General features: G+C 35.2%; 21 protein-coding genes and 2 pseudogenes. 11 read left to right on the forward strand and 12 right to left on the reverse strand.

The window, feature by feature from the left end:
* Positions 1–193 precede the first annotated feature (193 nt).
* The 4 genes from hflX (at position 194) to glnA (ending at position 4671) form a co-directional block, all read left to right on the forward strand.
* Complete coding sequence (hflX, locus tag KDN24_RS10925; protein WP_409970525.1) at positions 194–1450, forward strand: GTPase HflX; 1257 nt, start codon at positions 194–196, stop codon at positions 1448–1450.
* A gap of 20 nt (positions 1451–1470) precedes the next feature.
* Positions 1471–2739 carry a methionine gamma-lyase family protein gene (locus KDN24_RS10930; RefSeq protein WP_409970526.1) on the forward strand — a complete coding sequence of 423 codons (1269 nt, stop codon included), beginning with the start codon at positions 1471–1473 and terminating at the stop codon, positions 2737–2739.
* Between the two features lie 147 nt (positions 2740–2886).
* Entirely contained in the window at positions 2887–3285 is a 399-nt protein-coding gene (locus KDN24_RS10935; RefSeq protein WP_491348412.1) for a MerR family transcriptional regulator, read from the forward strand.
* Positions 3286–3336: 51 nt separating this feature from the next.
* Positions 3337–4671: a type I glutamate--ammonia ligase gene (gene glnA, locus KDN24_RS10940; RefSeq protein ID WP_409970528.1), complete on the forward strand. Its 1335-nt coding sequence runs from the start codon at positions 3337–3339 to the stop codon at positions 4669–4671.
* Positions 4672–4786: 115 nt separating this feature from the next.
* Here glnA and KDN24_RS10945 read toward each other — a convergent pair.
* The 3 genes and pseudogenes from KDN24_RS10945 to KDN24_RS10955 all read right to left on the reverse strand — a co-directional run bounded on the left by KDN24_RS10945 (position 4787) and on the right by KDN24_RS10955 (position 6807).
* A pseudogene (locus KDN24_RS10945) lies at positions 4787–5942 on the reverse strand (tyrosine-type recombinase/integrase).
* Between the two features lie 90 nt (positions 5943–6032).
* On the reverse strand, positions 6033–6491 hold the full coding sequence (locus KDN24_RS10950; RefSeq protein WP_409970529.1) for an ImmA/IrrE family metallo-endopeptidase: 459 nt from the start codon (positions 6489–6491) through the stop codon (positions 6033–6035).
* A 1-nt stretch (position 6492) separates the two neighbouring features.
* Positions 6493–6807 carry a helix-turn-helix domain-containing protein gene (locus tag KDN24_RS10955; protein ID WP_409970530.1) on the reverse strand — a complete coding sequence of 105 codons (315 nt, stop codon included), beginning with the start codon at positions 6805–6807 and terminating at the stop codon, positions 6493–6495.
* 128 nt (positions 6808–6935) lie between these two features.
* Here KDN24_RS10955 and KDN24_RS10960 point away from each other — a divergent pair, with 128 nt between their 5' ends.
* Positions 6936–7964, forward strand: coding sequence for a helicase-related protein (locus KDN24_RS10960; protein ID WP_409970531.1), 1029 nt, complete (start codon positions 6936–6938; stop codon positions 7962–7964).
* Between the two features lie 275 nt (positions 7965–8239).
* Entirely contained in the window at positions 8240–8341 is a 102-nt protein-coding gene (locus KDN24_RS10965) for a DUF3983 domain-containing protein (protein ID WP_409970532.1), read from the forward strand.
* Between the two features lie 21 nt (positions 8342–8362).
* Here the strand turns inward: KDN24_RS10965 and KDN24_RS10970 are convergent, their stop codons facing one another.
* A complete protein-coding gene (locus KDN24_RS10970; protein ID WP_409970533.1) occupies positions 8363–8566 on the reverse strand; it encodes a hypothetical protein in 204 nt (67 codons plus the stop codon).
* Between the two features lie 148 nt (positions 8567–8714).
* Here KDN24_RS10970 and KDN24_RS10975 point away from each other — a divergent pair, with 148 nt between their 5' ends.
* On the forward strand, positions 8715–9530 hold the full coding sequence (locus KDN24_RS10975) for a DNA adenine methylase (RefSeq protein WP_409970534.1): 816 nt from the start codon (positions 8715–8717) through the stop codon (positions 9528–9530).
* 36 nt (positions 9531–9566) lie between these two features.
* Here the strand turns inward: KDN24_RS10975 and KDN24_RS10980 are convergent, their stop codons facing one another.
* Complete coding sequence (locus KDN24_RS10980) at positions 9567–9959, reverse strand: hypothetical protein (RefSeq protein WP_409970535.1); 393 nt, start codon at positions 9957–9959, stop codon at positions 9567–9569.
* A gap of 152 nt (positions 9960–10111) precedes the next feature.
* Between KDN24_RS10980 and KDN24_RS10985 the strand changes: the two genes are divergently transcribed.
* Positions 10112–10267 carry a hypothetical protein gene (locus KDN24_RS10985; RefSeq protein ID WP_409970536.1) on the forward strand — a complete coding sequence of 52 codons (156 nt, stop codon included), beginning with the start codon at positions 10112–10114 and terminating at the stop codon, positions 10265–10267.
* 181 nt (positions 10268–10448) lie between these two features.
* Here the strand turns inward: KDN24_RS10985 and KDN24_RS10990 are convergent, their stop codons facing one another.
* Complete coding sequence (locus tag KDN24_RS10990) at positions 10449–10574, reverse strand: hypothetical protein (RefSeq protein ID WP_491348413.1); 126 nt, start codon at positions 10572–10574, stop codon at positions 10449–10451.
* Positions 10575–10614: 40 nt separating this feature from the next.
* Here KDN24_RS10990 and KDN24_RS10995 point away from each other — a divergent pair.
* Positions 10615–11973 (forward strand): annotated as a pseudogene (locus tag KDN24_RS10995) (IS3 family transposase).
* A gap of 161 nt (positions 11974–12134) precedes the next feature.
* Here the strand turns inward: KDN24_RS10995 and KDN24_RS11000 are convergent.
* From KDN24_RS11000 to KDN24_RS11020, 5 genes are all read right to left on the reverse strand, one after another.
* Positions 12135–12428: a hypothetical protein gene (locus KDN24_RS11000; RefSeq protein ID WP_409972494.1), complete on the reverse strand. Its 294-nt coding sequence runs from the start codon at positions 12426–12428 to the stop codon at positions 12135–12137.
* Positions 12429–12559: 131 nt separating this feature from the next.
* Positions 12560–12745: a hypothetical protein gene (locus tag KDN24_RS11005; RefSeq protein ID WP_409972495.1), complete on the reverse strand. Its 186-nt coding sequence runs from the start codon at positions 12743–12745 to the stop codon at positions 12560–12562.
* An 86-nt stretch (positions 12746–12831) separates the two neighbouring features.
* Complete coding sequence (locus KDN24_RS11010) at positions 12832–13191, reverse strand: YhjD family protein (RefSeq protein WP_409972496.1); 360 nt, start codon at positions 13189–13191, stop codon at positions 12832–12834.
* A 128-nt stretch (positions 13192–13319) separates the two neighbouring features.
* Positions 13320–13994, reverse strand: a complete 675-nt coding sequence (locus tag KDN24_RS11015) for an Ltp family lipoprotein (protein WP_409972497.1) — start codon at positions 13992–13994, stop codon at positions 13320–13322.
* A 970-nt stretch (positions 13995–14964) separates the two neighbouring features.
* Positions 14965–15168 (reverse strand): integrase, encoded by a 204-nt coding sequence (locus tag KDN24_RS11020; RefSeq protein WP_409972498.1) that lies wholly within the window; start codon positions 15166–15168, stop codon positions 14965–14967.
* A gap of 12 nt (positions 15169–15180) precedes the next feature.
* Between KDN24_RS11020 and KDN24_RS11025 the strand changes: the two genes are divergently transcribed.
* The gene (locus KDN24_RS11025; protein WP_409972499.1) at positions 15181–15435 is read left to right on the forward strand and encodes a DnaB-like helicase C-terminal domain-containing protein; all 255 of its coding nucleotides are present in this window, start codon (positions 15181–15183) and stop codon (positions 15433–15435) included.
* Positions 15436–16267: 832 nt separating this feature from the next.
* Here KDN24_RS11025 and KDN24_RS11030 read toward each other — a convergent pair.
* Entirely contained in the window at positions 16268–16732 is a 465-nt protein-coding gene (locus KDN24_RS11030; RefSeq protein ID WP_409972500.1) for an aminoacyl-tRNA deacylase, read from the reverse strand.
* Between the two features lie 137 nt (positions 16733–16869).
* On the opposite strand from KDN24_RS11030, the gene KDN24_RS11035 reads away from it, so the two are divergent.
* On the forward strand, positions 16870–17082 hold the full coding sequence (locus KDN24_RS11035; protein ID WP_409972501.1) for a hypothetical protein: 213 nt from the start codon (positions 16870–16872) through the stop codon (positions 17080–17082).
* Positions 17083–17610: the final 528 nt, after the last annotated feature.

A 17610-nucleotide genomic window follows, 5' to 3' on the forward strand; every position in this document is an offset into this window, starting at 1 on the left:
AAGTGTTATATGGAGTCTTGTGAGCAAGCATATCTCGCAGACTCTTTTTATTTTATTTTGTTAAATGAGTTACATTTGTAAAAGATGCAAACGATGTTTAAACGAAAATTAGAGTTTAGCCCTCGTTTTTGCTATGATGTAAGAGGATGAATATACTTCGTGATAAAGTATTAAGAGGAAAGAAGGATTTTGATTGGAACAAAAACCAAACTTTGAAAGAGTCATTATCGTTGGGTGTCAAACAGCTGAAGATGATGCCCGTTTTAGCTATTCGATGGAAGAGCTAGAATCTTTAACGAATACAGCTAGAGGAAAAGTGCTTGCTTCGTTAATCCAAAAAAGAGATCGCATTCATTCAGCTACATATATTGGAAAAGGAAAAGTTGAAGAATTGACTGCATTACAAGCTGAGCTTGAGGCAGATATTATTATCTTTAATGATGAATTATCGCCAAGCCAAGTCCGTAATCTTTCAGCTAACCTTGATGCGAAAATTATTGATCGAACACAATTAATCTTGGATATATTTGCGCAAAGAGCTCGTTCGAAAGAAGGAAAACTACAAGTTGAATTGGCGCAACTTCAGTATTTACTTCCTCGACTGACTGGACAAGGAACCCAATTATCAAGGCTTGGCGGCGGAATTGGCACAAGAGGTCCAGGTGAAACGAAATTAGAATCTGACCGTCGTCATATTCGAAATAGAATAAATGAAATTAAAACACAGCTTTCAACAATCGTTAGCCACCGTGAACGTTATCGTGAGAGAAGAAAAAAGAACAAAGCTTTTCAAATTGCTATTGTGGGTTACACGAATGCGGGAAAATCAACATTGTTTAACCGTTTGACAGAGGCAGGAACCCTAGAAGAAAATTTATTATTCGCTACCCTTGACCCAATGACGAGAAAGTTGATTTTACCGAGTGGATTTTTGACTTTATTAACAGATACGGTTGGCTTTATTCAAGATTTACCGACAAGTCTTATTGCTGCATTTCGTTCAACACTTGAGGAGGTCAAGGAAGCCGATTTATTATTACATCTTGTTGATAGTTCAAATCCTGATTATTTTCAGCATGAGCAAACAGTCAATCAGTTACTTGTTGAGTTAGAAATAGAAAAAATCCCTCAAATTACTGTTTATAATAAAATTGATCATCAGCATCCTGACTTTGTACCAACTGCTAAAACAAAGGCCATTCAAATCAGTGCCTTAGATGAAAAGGATCGAAACGAATTAAAAAGATTTATTGAGGAAACGGTTCTCGAACAAATGACTCAATATCATGTAGAAATCCCATCTTCGGAAGGAAAATTGCTTTCTCAACTGAAAAATGAAACGATCCTACGTGAGTTGTTATTTTTAGAGGAAAAACAATTATATGAATGCAGCGGCTACTTTTTACCAGATCATCATATTGCAGGAAAATTAAATAAATATACAGTTTAGATAGGAGAATAAAGAACATCATGCTTCAACAATTAACATATGGAGAAAAATTACAGCCGATTGTAAACACGGTTGAGCAGCAAATTGCTAACGTCATAAATCAAATTGATCATCAAATTGATGAGAACCAATTCCGCGTATTGAAAAGCTTTCAAAATCATAAGGTAAGTGATTCTCACTTTATTCCAACAACAGGCTATGGATATGATGATGCTGGCAGAGATACACTTGAAAAAATCTATGCCGAAGTATTTGGAGGGGATTCAGCTCTTGTTCGTCCTCAAATTATTTCTGGTACTCATGCGATTTCGATCGCATTATTTGGCGTCTTGCGACCAGGGGATGAATTACTTTATATAACTGGAAAGCCATATGATACACTTGAAGAAATAGTCGGGATCAGGGGAAATGGCGTCGGATCCTTACAGGAATTCGGAATTACTTACAATAGTGTGGCATTAACAAATGAGGGAAAGATTGATTATTCTGCTGTTGCTAACGCCATTAAACCAAATACAAAGCTCATTGGAATTCAACGATCAAAGGGTTATGCAACACGACCATCTTTTATGATAGCGGAAATTCAAGAGATGATTAAGTTTGTAAAGGAAATCAAGCCTGATGTTGTCGTGTTCGTTGACAATTGCTATGGCGAGTTTGTTGAAGGGCTGGAACCATGTCATGTAGGTGCGGATTTAATGGCCGGCTCATTAATCAAAAACCCTGGAGGAGGACTTGCAAAGACAGGGGGATATATAGTAGGGAAAGAAAAATGGGTAGAGGCTTGTTCTTATCGATTAACTTCACCTGGTATAGGTGCTGAAGCAGGAGCCTCATTATATAGTTTGTTAGAAATGTATCAAGGGTTTTTTATGGCTCCACATATCGTCGGTCAAGCCTTAAAAGGTGCTGTATTTACAGCTGCTATTTTAGAACATCTCGGGATGAATTCGTCGCCAAAATGGAATGCAAAAAGAACAGACTTAATCCAGTCAGTCCAATTTGATGATCGTGAAAAAATGATTGCATTTTGCCAAGCAATTCAGTATGCAGCTCCAATTAACTCTCATTTCACGCCCTATCCAAGTGCTATGCCAGGGTATGAGGATGAGGTGATTATGGCAGCAGGGGCATTTATTCAAGGAGCAAGCATAGAATTGTCTGCGGACGGACCAATTAGGCCTCCATATGCCGCGTATGTACAAGGTGGGTTAACATATTCTCATGTAAAAATTGCCGTGTGTATCGCCTTAAACAGATTGTCAGAAATGGATCTTATCCAACTTTAAATAAAGTCTCAATGTTAGAGAAAAAAAGTAGCAAATTAATGCTGCTTTTTTTGTGATTTTTCAATGTGAGGAAACCTAACATCTTATTGACAACAAAGCTTACATCGATTATATTTATTTTCATAAAAAGAAAAGGAGGAGAAAAGGGTGACTGGAAGCAAGATTCGTCGTTCCATGCCGCTTTTTCCAATTGGTCCTGTCATGCAATTAACTGAATTAACAGCAAGGCAGATTAGGTATTATGAAGAGCACCAATTGATTTCTCCAGCAAGAACTGAAGGAAATCGAAGAATGTTTTCCCTTAATGATATTGATAAGCTTCTCGAAATAAAAGATTTAATTGATCAAGGCATTAATATGGCGGGGATAAAACGGATTTTCGCCACATACACGAATGAAATGCCAACAGATACACAAAAAGAGAAACAAGAGAAGGAATTATCAAATGATGAAATAAGAAGAATTTTGCGCAAGGAAATTGTCCGTGCTGGGAGGTTCAACTTATCTTCTTCACAACAGGGAAGCATGAATCGTTTTTTTCATTAATGGATGAGATTTAAGGATCGTTTTACTCAAAAAATTAGGAGGAACCTTTTTATGGCGAAATTCACCAAAGAAGATATTAAAAGAATCTCAGAAGAAGAAAACGTAAAGTTTATTCGATTACAATTTACAGATATTTTAGGAACGATTAAAAACGTCGAAATTCCGATTAGCCAGCTTGAAAAAGCGCTAGAGAACAAAATGATGTTTGACGGATCGTCCATAGAAGGTTTCGTTCGAATTGAAGAGTCTGATATGTACTTATTTCCAGATTTAGACACATGGGTTGTTTTCCCATGGACAGCTGAAAAAGGCAAGGTGGCTAGGCTAATTTGTGATATTTACAATGCAGATGGTACACCATTTCAAGGCGATCCTCGCAATAATTTAAAGCGTGTGTTAAAGGAAATGGAAGAAATGGGCTTTACCGATTTTAACTTAGGACCTGAACCTGAATTCTTCTTGTTCAAGCTAGATCAATTCGGAAATCCATCTCTAGAGCTTAATGACAATGGAGGATATTTCGATTTAGCTCCTACGGATTTAGGTGAAAACTGTCGTCGTGATATCGTGCTCGAATTAGAGGAAATGGGCTTTGAGATCGAAGCATCTCACCACGAAGTTGCCCCTGGTCAGCATGAAATTGACTTTAAATATGCAGATGCCCTTACGGCATGTGACCAAATCCAAACATTTAAATTAGTTGTAAAAACGATTGCCCGTAAGCATGGCTTACATGCGACATTCATGCCAAAACCGTTGTTTGGCGTAGCAGGCTCAGGAATGCACTGTAATGTATCACTCTTTAAAAATGGCGAAAATGCATTTTTTGATAAAATGGGCGAACTGCAATTGAGTAATGATGCACGTCAATTTATTGCCGGTATCTTAAAACATTCACCAAGCTTTACAGCTGTCACAAATCCGACTGTGAACTCATACAAACGTTTAGTTCCTGGTTACGAAGCACCATGCTATGTCGCTTGGTCTGCTCAAAACCGTTCTCCACTCGTTCGTATTCCTTCTTCAAGAGGAGTGAGTACACGAATCGAAGTGCGCAGTGTAGATCCAGCAGCAAATCCATATTTAGCCATGGCGGTATTATTAAAAGCGGGTCTTGATGGAATTAAAAATAATCTTATTCCCCCTGCTTCCGTAGATCGCAATATTTACGTAATGAGCAAAGAAGAGCGGATTGCTGAAGGCATAGCTGACTTACCATCAACATTGGCAGAAGCGCTAGAAAAACTGAAACAAAGCGAAGTCATCGTATCTGCTTTAGGTGAACACATTTTCGAACACTTTGTGGAAGCAAAGGAAATTGAATGGGATATGTTCCGTACGCAAGTCCATCCATGGGAGCGGGAGCAGTATATGAGTATGTATTAATCGGGGAAAGCCTTGATGCCTTTGGTGTCGGGGCTTTTTTATTTGTGGGCACTTTTCCTGTGAAAGGGCTCTGAAATGAACTGCCCACAAAATGCCCACATTTATTTCATTAAAATTATTCGAGTACATTTTTCATATGCTCCTCGAATTTATTTGATCTGTCTGTTTCAATTTTTTTGCTAATATGAGAATAAACATCCGATGTAATTTGCATGCTACCATGCCCAAGTCGTTCTTGAATATATTTCATGTCAGCTCCAGCTTCTAATTGCAAAACAGCATGTGTATGTCTTAAAGAATGTATCGGAAAGTTTGTAGTCCAGCTTTTTTTAAAATTCTCGTAAATGAATTAAATAAACTCGATTTCGGCATATAGTTACCATCTTCTCGACAAAGGACTAAGTTTAAATCAAAATGATAGACATCATTAAGAGCAGTCTTATTTTGATTTTGATAAATTTGGTGAAATCGTAAGTCGTTAGTAAGTGATTGAGTTAAAGTGATGGTCCGCTTAGAACGATATGTTTTTACATCTCCAAACATTTTATCTCTGTCTTTGCTTGCTTCTTTGAAATCAAGTGACTTATTTACATTTATCGTTTTTTCTTTTAGATCGATGTCAGTCCATTGAAGAGCAGCTGCTTCACCTTTTCGTAATCCAGTTTCTAAAGAACTTTATAGAATATCCAGTAGACGTAACCATACTTGTATGCCTCCTGAAGAAATTTTGAGATTTGTTCAGACTCAATAAATTTGATATTCTCATTTTTATCTTCACCCTTAATAGTAACGCCAACACATGGATTCTTATCTATTTTCTGAAGGATGAGAGCTTTTTCATAAGCGTTATTCATAGTGCTGTGAATTATTTCTACGGTCCTTTTACTATATTCTTTATCGTGCAAGTGGTTGATAAACTTTTGATACATTAGCGGCTTAACATCTTTTAACAGGATATTCTTGAAGTAAGGAATAATGTGATTTTTTACGTTTCTTTCATGTAGCTCAAAGGTATTTTTCCTTACTGAGCCTTTTTTATGTTCTTCAAGCCATGTTTCTAGGTATACTTTTAGGGAAATATCAGTTTCTTCATAGCCTTCACGAATTAAACGTTCTGCCTCCTCAGCTGCTAATTTTGCCTCAGGTTTACCTGTAAAACCTTTCTTGGATTTTTCTTTAAATTCATGAGTAATAGGATCCTTATAACGTATGCGGTATTCCCAAAAATCTTTATTCGAACCTTTCTTTTTATACTTGTGGAATGAAGCCATTTTATTTCTCCTTTCATTTAGTTTTGTATGTAGTAATTATTATCATTTACATTACTATCACCGCCTTAGGAGGTTAAAAGATAAATTTTTTCAGACAATCATTTCTAATGTTCCTAGAGGGTCGAAGTATAAAGCGATCCCATTTACGATAGTAAATAAACCATACTTTTCTTTATACCTTTTTAGTGCTTCTTCTAAAAACTCCTCAGTAATACCAAAATAATCGGCTAATTCGAACCGATTGCGTATCCCTTCCTTTTGGGCCTGTACAATTTTATGGAGAGGCACTAGCTTTTCATGAGCCCAGTAGCGCGCTCTCAATTCTTGTTTCCGATTTTCAACTTTCGTTTGGTCTAAAATATTGCCTACTGTCGTGTGATAGTGTCCAAGCTCTTCAGCAAGAATACAAGTTCTTTCTGCGGCAGAGGGGATACACTTGTTAATCCAGATGATATTGTCACTGTACAATCCCCTTATGGTCTGTTTCATGGGCTTTTCATAAATTTCTACATTCTGATCATATGCTTCTCTTAGAAGTGCTTCATACATGTCATTCTCCTTTTTGCTTTCTCTTTAATCTAACAAATTCCTTAAAACGTTCAATTTCTTCCAACTCATCTTCAGTCCAATCTTCTCCGTTATAGTGAGCTGCGATCGTATCGATATCTTGTTCTTTCGTCCTACCTAAAAGATAATCGACAGATACATTAAAGTAGTCTGCAACTTTTTCTAACCTATCGGTACTGGGAGTTCTTGTTTTCCATTGATAGATAGTATTATTGGGGAGATCTAGCTTTTCTTCTAAAATACTCACAGTGATACTACGTTCTTTACATAGTTTTTTAATACGTTCTAACGTTGCCATATCAACCATCCTTAACGATGAACAAATAAACCTAACAAAAATGTTAGCTTATTATGTTGACAACTAATTACGCTTCCAAAAGCAATTAAGTCAGGATATTTAAGCCCCATTAAGCGTTAACGATCCCTTTGAAATTAGACTTGTCTTCTGTTGGGCAGCAAGCTGGGGATTTTAAAACAAGTGATTTAGGTACAGCTTTAGAGCCTTACCTTGAATCTATCGCTGAAGAAATGTGGAAGAATGCAAATGACAGAAAGATTGTCGTGTTCCTCCCATTAGTTAAAACAAGTCAAAAGTTTACTGAACTATTAAACTCAAAAGGCTTTAAGGCAGCAGAGGTTAACGGAGAGTCGAAAGACCGAGCTGAAATATTGGAAGATTTCGATAAAGGTAAATATAACGTATTATGCAATTCTATGCTTTTAACGGAAGGATGGGATTGTCCATCAGTCGATTGTGTCGTAGTTTTGCGGCCAACAAAAGTTAGAAGCTTATATAGCCAAATGGTGGGGCGCGGTACCCGACTATTTGAAGGTAAAACAGAATTATTATTGCTAGATTTTCTTTGGCATACAGATCGACATGAGCTATGTCATCCGGCGCACTTGATTGCTGAAAATGAAGAAGTGGCAAAAGCGATGACGAAGCAGATTGAAGAAGCTGGCATTCCTCTAGATTTGGAGATTGTTGAACAACAAGCAGTCGAGGACGTTGTTGCGCAGCGTGAAGAAGCTCTTGCCAAACAGTTAGCAGAAATGAAGAAACGTAAACGTAAACTTGTCGATCCTCTCCAATTTGAAATGAGTATCCAAGCTGAGGACTTAGCAAACTATGTTCCAGCGTTCGGTTGGGAAATGGGGCCGCCAAGTGAGAAGCAAGTTAAAACACTAGAAAAGCTAGGAATCTTGCCTGATGAAATAGACAACGCTGGTAAAGCTACAAAGCTATTAGAACGTTTAGATAAACGTCGTGAAGAAGGCTTGACTACCCCTAAACAGATTCGTTTTCTTGAGGGCAGAGGTTTTGACCATGTTGGCACATGGTCATTTGATAATGCTAAGAAGCTTATTGACCGAATTGCGGCGAACGGATGGAGAATACCAGCAGGCATTAATCCTAGTGAATATCGTGGGGATCAGGAGGAACGAGTGGGATGAAAAGAGACATATGTTTTAAATCACCGATTTTTAGCGAAGAAATCAAGATTGGGATCAAATTAATATTATCTATAGGAACAGAAAAGGGAAAGTTTTATATCAAGGTTTAGGGATAGTTGATAAAAACTTAGTTGACTCCATTATTATTGTGAAATACACAGGATCAGAAGAATTGCCAGACTATCCTTTATGGATTAAGGCAAAAGATGTTTATTACGGTAAACATTCCTTGGAATTGATAGGGAAACAGTAAAAAGGATGATGCACAACGGCGGTTGAGCAAATCACTCGCTCGCCGTTGTAAAGAAATCAATCGGATGAAGGATGAAACAGCTTGGAGAAATATTTTCGTTAAGCCTGGGAAATTGAAAGATTAATTGACTCGGTTTGTATTATGTTTACTTTAAATTATCTTGTTTCTTAAGTAAATCTATTATCTTCAGCAAATATCCAATTACGAAGGATAGGAGCAAAATAATAACAAGACCAACAATCATGATTAATGAAATAGCATCCGCTTCACCCATAATTGGAGCCAAAACGAAGAAACCTACAATACAGGAAAAAGTAATCAATAAAGAAATAGCTGTGTATTTACTCATTTTTGACCTCCATCAAATATACAGATATTCCTTATTATAGCAAATGTAATCAACTAATGAATTATTAAGTTTACAAGGAACAGGGTGGACCTCCATTTCCGGTAGGAATGGGGCTACCACGACAAGTTTACTAGAAAGGGGCAGCATGATGGCTATTCCGAGAATATTGAACTACCCAGGCTCAAAATGGTCTCTAGCTAACTGGATAATTAGCCATATGCCTGAGCACCACACATATATTGAGCCATATTTCGGAAGTGGGGCAGTTTTCTTTACGAAAACCCCAAGTCCAATCGAAACAATAAATGATATTGATGACAATATTTATAACCTTTTTAAAGTTGTAAGGGAAGCTCCAGAAGAACTGGCCAGAGTTATTGAATGCACTCCTTATTCTAGACTTGAATACGATTTAACCTTTGAAAATGAAGCTCCGGCTGATGAAGTTGAAAAGGCTCGAAGGTTCCTTGTCCAATGTTGGCAGGGTCATGGTTTTAGAACAAATGGTTATAAGGTAGGTTGGAAAAACGATGTTCAAGGTAGAGAAAGAGCGTATGCATTGTTCAACTGGTACCGTCTCCCTCAATGGGTACTTCAAGTCCAAGAAAGATTAAAAATGGCACAGATTGAAAAACGACCAGGTGTTGAAGTGATTCAACGTCATAACTATAAAAATGTTTGTATCTATGCAGACCCTCCATATTTGTTAGAAACAAGGACAGCTAAGCAGTACAAACATGAAATGAACGATGAAGATCACATCGAATTATTGGAAGCTTTGTTGCAACATAAAGGACCTGTTTTGCTCTCTGGGTACCGGAATGATTTATATGACAGCTACTTGAAAGATTGGAGAAAAGAAGAGACTCCTGCTTTAGCTGAATATGGCCTTAAGAGAAAAGAAGTCCTTTGGATTAACCCATATGCTGCAGAGTACGGATATAAGCAACAGTCGTTATTTTAATAAAAAAGAGTAAAAAAGAACCCATTAGGGTTCCTATTAAAAAGAATATTCCTTATCGTTAATCCCTAGAATCTTGGCAATTAGATTAATACTAGCTGCTTCCAATTCTTTTGCATTAAGATCATTATTTGCATTATCCATTGCATCGGTATCCATTTTCTTTTCTAAATCAGTTTGACAGGGCTCATTTTCATTATCATTGTTTTTGTTAATAGACTCTTTATCAGTTTTTGGTATTTTTGCATCGCTATTACCTAAAGCTTGCATTATTTTTTTTTCATTATTTAATTTTATCATTAACAAAAGCATATCTTTAAAATCATTCTTCTCATCTATATTAAAGTCATTTTGTTTTTGGATACTAGCTTTACTTACAGATCGATTTAGATTAGTGGGTAAAACAGCAAAACTATTTCTTTGAATATTCATAAATATCACCCTATCGATAGATTATTATAATACCTATAAGTAAATAATAACACAAAACTATTAAGTAAACATAAGAGTAATAATGATGCCTAAATAGCAAGAGAGCGAATGATTCGCTCTCCCTTAGACTTTAATAGAATTCCCAACAATAAATGTTTGGGGTACTACATGCATTAGGTTTAATTATAGAAGAAGTAGTTGTAGAAGCAGAAACAGTAGATGAGAATGATACAAGAAGAACCATTGCTAGACCAATTTTAATTAATCCTTTTTTCACAATATCACCACCTTTTATCTGTTTGACATAATATTAGCAAAATTACAAAACCAAGGATACGTTATTTTGTGATTTTTTATAAAATTAGTTAATTGTTACTAATGACGATGAAGAAATGAGTTAAGCAAGGAAGTTACTACACACCAAAAAAAGAGCCTTTTTAGGCTCTGAAGCAAACTGGTTAGGCAAAGGATATTCGGTTCGATTTATATTTAAATCTCATAATCGGCAGCTTTTATTACTTCAACTTTTTTATCAGCATGTGCAATTGAGGAAATACCTAAAATAAGTGCAGAAGTTAAAAATGCTGTAGCAATCCATTTTGAACTGCACCCCAATTGTTAGACACCAACTAACAATTGGAGGTGTAGTTTTTATATGGCTAAATTTACTTCAGAAGACAAAGTACAAGCAGTTAGTCGTTACTTAAATGGAAATGAGAGTTCATATGAAATAGCCAAATCATTAGGAACTAATCATAAGGCAATTCTTAAATGGGTTAAACAATACGAATACAATGGTGTTGATGCATTTATAAAGCGATATACAAATTACACACAACAGTTTAGACTAGACGTACTAAATTATATGATTGAACACGGTACGTCCTTTGTTGAAACAGCTGCTATCTTTAATATAGCGGGCACCGTCCACAATTCTTGTTTGGAAAAAGCAATTTGAAACACAAGGATTAGATGCCCTTCAATCCAAGAAGAAAGGGTGTCTATCCATGAAAAAAGAGTCTATGAAACAAACAAATCAATTACCAGCCGAAGGATCTGTCGAAGCCCTGGAAGCACGTATTAAGCAGCTTGAAATGGAAAATGCGTATTTAAAAAAGTTGAATGCCTTAGTTCAAAACAAGGAAAAATCACCAAACAAGACAAAGCGCAAGTAGTCTATGAATTAAGGCATGAGTTTCCGGTGATAGAATTAGTGAAGCTAGCGGGGATCCATAGAAGCACATACTATTATTATGTAAAACAAATGGATAAACCCGATCCAGATGCCGATTTAAAAATCGAAATAAAAGCTATTTATGACGAACATGAAGGTCGTTATGGATACCGTCGAATTCGTGATGAATTAGCGAATCGTGGTAAAAAAGTGAATCATAAAAAAGTACAAAGAATCATGAAGGATTTAGGTTTAAAATGCCTTGTACGCATGAAAAAATATAAATCTTATAAAGGGGCAGTAGGTAAAATTGCGCCCAATATTTTAGATCGTCAATTTAGAGCGGATCATTCGAATGAGAAATGGGTAACGGATATTACAGAGTTTAAATTATTTGGAGAGAAGCTTTACTTTTCACCTGTATTAGATTTATTCAATGGGGAGATTATCACATACACGATTGGCTCTAGACCAACGTACTCTCTCGTATCAACGATGCTGGAACAAGCACTAGAACGGTTGCCGGAAGATCACCAGCCTCTTATGCACTCAGATCAAGGTTGGCAGTATCAAATGAAGAAATATCGTCAGGCTTTACAAAAAAGAGGAATCACCCAGAGTATGTCCCGTAAGGGAAACTGTTATGATAATTCCGTTATGGAGAATTTCTTTGGTATCATGAAATCAGAGTTTCTCTATTTGAAAGAATTTGAAAGTGTAGAACATTTTAAACTAGAACTAGAAAAATATATCGAGTACTATAACAACAAACGAATTAAGGCAAAATTAAAAGGCATGAGTCCGATACAATATCGGACTCATACCCAATCCGCTGCCTAATGAGATAACCGTGTCTAACTTTTAGGGGTCACTTCAATGAGTAGGGGCTTTTTTATCTTCAAAATGGAAATTATGTTTATTTTAATGTGTGTAATTTTTGTGTTTTATTGATTTGTAGTCATTATATCATGAATTCACGTTACGAATTATTTGACTTGAATTTACTTATCTTCAAATTTTAAAGCATCAACGTACTGTTTTCCTTCTAATAGTGAAAGTCCTAATGTTTCTCTAACCTTTTTTACTGCTTTAACATCATTGCCTTCATTAAGAAGTTTTAGTAATTCGTTATTTAGTAATTCGTTATTTATTGGTTTTTCAGGGGTATCCAGATGTTTAGAAATCTGATCTAAAGTGTATTTCATACCTTTAATACGACTATCAAGTTTAATAACCGCAAAAAACAAATAAACACCAATGAATAAAATCAATACTTCTATAGGATTATATTCCAATTAAATCCCTCCTACTAAGTTAATAGAAAGGCAAGAAGCCAATCTCCAAAAAACGTTATACATTACACACATTATAACATACAATGTCTTTGAGTAGAGCAGTAACAATAGATTACACACACTTAGGTTTGTTAAAAAGGTAAATCAACCACAGGTTCAGCAAATTCTTTAACTGCCTTTTTAGCATCCGCAATAGCTGCTTTAAATGTTTTACTTTTAACTTTTAGAGCAAACTCATCTGTATTAGCAATGACGGTTACCTCATCCTTGGTTGCAAAAATACTGTATGTTACACCGTTCTCGATAAATGCAATCATACAATCACCGCCTTACATTAATAATTAGACATTTAGGCAGAAAGTCCCTGTGAAAAATTTGTAAAAAAACCACTCATTGAGAGTGGCTAATCAAATCGTTTATATAAATAATGCTCTAACAATTCTTGGGTTCTATTACGTAGGCGAGGTTTAAAAAAATCCCGTTGCTCGTCATATCCTCTGTAATAAAACACATACTGTGTAAAGTTTTCATTTTGTCCAATTTTTAGAACCTTAATGCTGTCTTTTTTTATTTTGAACTTAACTTCTTTTAAATCCTTTTCCACAGCTTTTATAGTTTCTTCTATTAAAGTGAGATAAGGTTGTTTAAGTTTAAATGGAGCTTTTTCAAATATTGATCTGTCACGATCCAAAATTGTTAATACCATTGGAAGATACATAGCTTTATCAATTACTTCTAGTGCTTCAGAAGGTATAACTGCCATAGTCACCATCCTTTTATATAACTCTTTAGTAAGAGTATATACAAACATTCGTTCGATAATCAATGTAAAAAAATAACCGCCTCGTGATGAGACGGATTTGTAGTTGGATAAACCCTTATAGTTAGGGTTTATCTTAAATTCTCAATAGCATATTTTGCTTCTTCTGGAGTAAATTTCTCCCCGTATTCTGAAACCAATTGTTCGTAAATAGCAGAATTCGACATACTCATTATTTCCGCGTATGATTGTGCTTTTTTCAATGCATTTTCTTTCCAATTATGAACAATATTATCAATTGCATATTGAGCAGCTTTCGCAGGGAAATTCTCACCGTACTCAGATGTTAATTGGTCGTAAATACCTGCTTTTGACATGTGCATAGTTTTAGCATATGCTTCTGCTTTTTTTAATGCCGCCTTATATTCTCTAGGGACATTTTCCTCTTTAGTAGATCCCTGCTGTAATAGAGCTAGTTTTGATTTAGATGGAGTTTCATATTTTATTTTTGTGGACTTTTGAACATAACTTCCACCACCTACACCATATAAACCACCATGGTCATTTTTGTAGCTGTAAACCCGATATTCTTCGCCTTTTTTCATCGAACGAACAGTAGACAATGACCCGTCACTCTCCGTTTTGACCAAGTTTGTATCAGATAGGATAGTAACTTTACCTATTTGCCCTAGTTTTAGTTCCGTTTTCCCCCACATAACTTTAGCAGCACTTGCACTCTTTCCATTAAAAGATACCATTCCTACTACTAACATTAGCACAACAATTGATTTAAATAATTTAGACAACAATACCCATTCCCTCCTATATTTTTATAGTACAAGTATACTATTAATTCCAAATTTGGAAAGGGTATTGTTAACAAAAAATATTTTTAATAGGAGAGTTACAAGTTGTTTCCGTCAATATGCTCGAAACTCTCTTAATATATTCATATGAACTGCCCACAAAATGCCCACAAAAGTTTTAGCTAATATGATTCATTTTGATTTACGACTTTTACAAAAGCTGTAGACTGGTCATTTTCAGCCAACTTTGATTTGCTTTTCTCCCATAGTATATGTTCCGTACACAAGTCCATCCGTGGGAGCGAGAGCAGTATATGAGTATGTATTAATCGGGGAAAGCCTTGATACGTTTGGTGTCGGGGCTTTTTGTTTATCGGGCAATATGGTTATAAAACATTGAATTTTATAACTGCCCGATAATTGCCCGATTTTATTTTATAAAAATTATTCGAGGACATTCTTCATATACTCCTCGAATTTTCTGTTTCTATCTATTTCAATTTTTTACTAATGTGCGAATATACATCTGAAGTAATTTGCATGCTCCCATGACTTAATCGTTCTTGAAGGTATTTCGCGTATCTGTACCAGCCTCTAGCTGAAGCACAGCATGTGTATGCCTTAGTGAATGAATAGGTAGTGAAGGGAGCCCTGCTCTTTTTAATATTCTGGAAAAAGAATTAAATTGGCTTGATTTAGGCATATAGTTCCCATCGTTTCGGCAAAGAACTAGTTTAAATCGAAATGATAATTGTCATTTAATGCAATTTTATTTTGGTTCTGATATTTTTTTGTGGAAGTGTAAATCGTTAGCAAGGGGGATTGGCTTATTGAGATAATATGTTTTCGGATCACCAAACATTTCATCTGGATTTTTTGATGCCTCTTTAAAATCTAGTGTCTTATTTATGTTAATTGTTTTTTCTTTCAAATCAACATCAGTCCACTGAGGAGCAGCTGCCCCACCTTTTCACAATCCAGTTTCAATAAGGAGCTTATAAAATAGCCAATAAATATAACCATATTCGTATGCTGACTTTAAAAATTTAGCAATGTTCTCAGATTCAATAAATTCGATTGTCTTTTCTGCGACTTTGCCTTTTATCGTTACGCCAGCACACAGATTCTTTTCAACCTTTTGTAATGTAACTGCCTTTTCAATAGAGTTATACATGATACCTTTATGATGTTGAATCAATTATCAAGAGGATTTGAAGCAGCACAAAAACCACAATTTTCTCATCTTAAGGAATCGGGTTCAATCGAGCAAGATGCCGATTTCATTGAATTTCTTTGGCACGATCCGAATGATACAACACCAGGAGGAAAAGTAATTCAACAAACCATAGCCAAAGGTAGAAATATTGGATTAAATGAATTTCGCCTTTTGTTTCAAGGTTGGATTATGCATTTTAAAGAGTTACCAAGAGGGAAAAAATAAGTAACTTATTTTGTTTTATGTTTCATAAAAAAACACAGAAATTACTGTGGTTAGAAATTCAACAAAAGCACAAGAATCGTATGTTTTACGGAGATGGTAAATGAAACTCAACAATGCTTATTAATAGTTCTCTGAGTATTCATAACTTGGTGTAAAAGGAAAGTTAGTCCAAGAATTAATGATGTAATACCAGGAGCGAGTGCAGTAGCTACTCTATAAAAATTTATCCAAAGTGATGAACCCTTCTCAATAAAGTCATTTTTATAGTTTTCAAAATACTCAATGCCATCACTATCTTATATTGCTGTCAAAATGGCTCCATTAAAACCTGAATATACACTTTTGAATTCTGAATGACTTTTATCTAGATTTACAAAATTAATACACATAGTAACGCCTATGGAAATGAGAAGAGCGGATAATAAAAAACTCCAGCATTTCACATGTAACGCCTTCATTTACTGTAATTAATTAAGCTATATTTTAAAGAGGAGTTCGAAAATAGAATCTCCATACTTTGCGGCCAAATAAAGCAACGCTATGCCACTAATTAGTGAGACAGTTGGAAGGATTACATTTTTAAAAAAGAAATCTTGTAGAACATTAAGCATACAAATCAGCCCTTCCATTATTAGAAAATATCTCCTAAGTAAATTCTATCAATAATGGAATGTTGTATATGTCAAAACTATTAAAAAACATTTGATTTATAATGTTGCATTTGGACGTACTAGAAAAAGAATTTTTCAACATTTGTAAATGGGTAATTGATAAAAAATGTACAAATTAAAATACAAAAAACAACAGCATTTTATACGGTTGATAAGAATCGCTATTTACTTATTTTAACAATAGTTCCTTTGTTGAGTTCTAATAAATCTTTCACATTAATTTTAACTAATGAGTTCTCAGAACCACCACCAGTGTATACGTACTCCATATTTGTCACCTTTGGATCAACTAAAAATTTTGCTTGAAAACCAAAAGAAGGAACTCCACCTGGAGGAAAACCTGTACGTACAATAATTTCGTTTCCATTAGCAAGTCTAGGCCTTTCTATATTTAATGATTTTGCAACACGAGTTGTACTAGCTCTATTGTTTCCTTTTACAATAGCCACTATTAATTCATTATTTGAGTTAATCATACAAATGTTTTTGACGAAATCATCTGCTGAACCATTTACTGCTTCGGCAGCTTCTTGTACAGAATGGCAAGATTGCTTAAATACGAAGTGTTCAGCATTTACATTATTAGATTCTAAAAATTCCTTTACTTTAGTTTCATACGATTTCATAAAGGTATCCTCCTAGTATTTTTATTTATGTAAATATTAGCACAATAATGCAAATCTTAAAAACGACTATTGAACAATAAGAAATTAAATCACATGAAGAATTACCAGCCGGTGCGGTTATCGCAACAGTAGATATAGTGGAGTGCCATAAGGTTACAGCGGATTATATGTCTATGTACGATGAAGAAAAAGCAGGAATGGAAAATGGTTTACTCATTGAAGGTGATGAATGGTGGTTTGGGGACTACTCAGAAGGTCGCTATGCATGGGAACTTATGAATCTATATGTATTGCCCGAGCCAATACCAGCAAAAGGGCTGTTATGTTTGTGGGAGTGGGAAAAAGATTAATACCACATTCCGTTAATGTAATGAACTAAATGATAGGGAAGATAATTACGAAGAACCTTCCCCTTAATGTGAATCTAGAGCGTAATTACACCTATGTTAATACTAAATCAGTTTACGCTTTTTTACTTCTGATTCAAGTATCATTAATAGAGATTCAGTTTCGTGTCGATTAGTATTTTTACTAGATTCCCGATATCTAAGAACGCTTCTATACATGTTAAGAACAACTATATCTGAATATTCTTTGATATATTCACTAATCTTCATATTTAAACTACCTCCTTCCTTACGGGGAAGATTCCTCGAAGTTCATTATAAAGGTAGTGGAAGTCTAAAAAATGAAGTAGGAGACTATTTAAAATCAGACTAGTTGGAGGCGTTAGACGGATTTGTTGAAGAGCATTTAAATTTGGTTACACCGAAATATTATGTTTTCTATAAATAGAAAAACCCCTTCAAATCAATTAAGGGGGTCCTCATTAGTGCTTGAATGATGATAAGGGGATGAAATCATCTTAATTAAGTCTA

Source organism: Cytobacillus sp. Bva_UNVM-123 (genome assembly GCF_046351715.2).
GTDB lineage: Bacteria > Bacillota > Bacilli > Bacillales > Cytobacillaceae > Cytobacillus.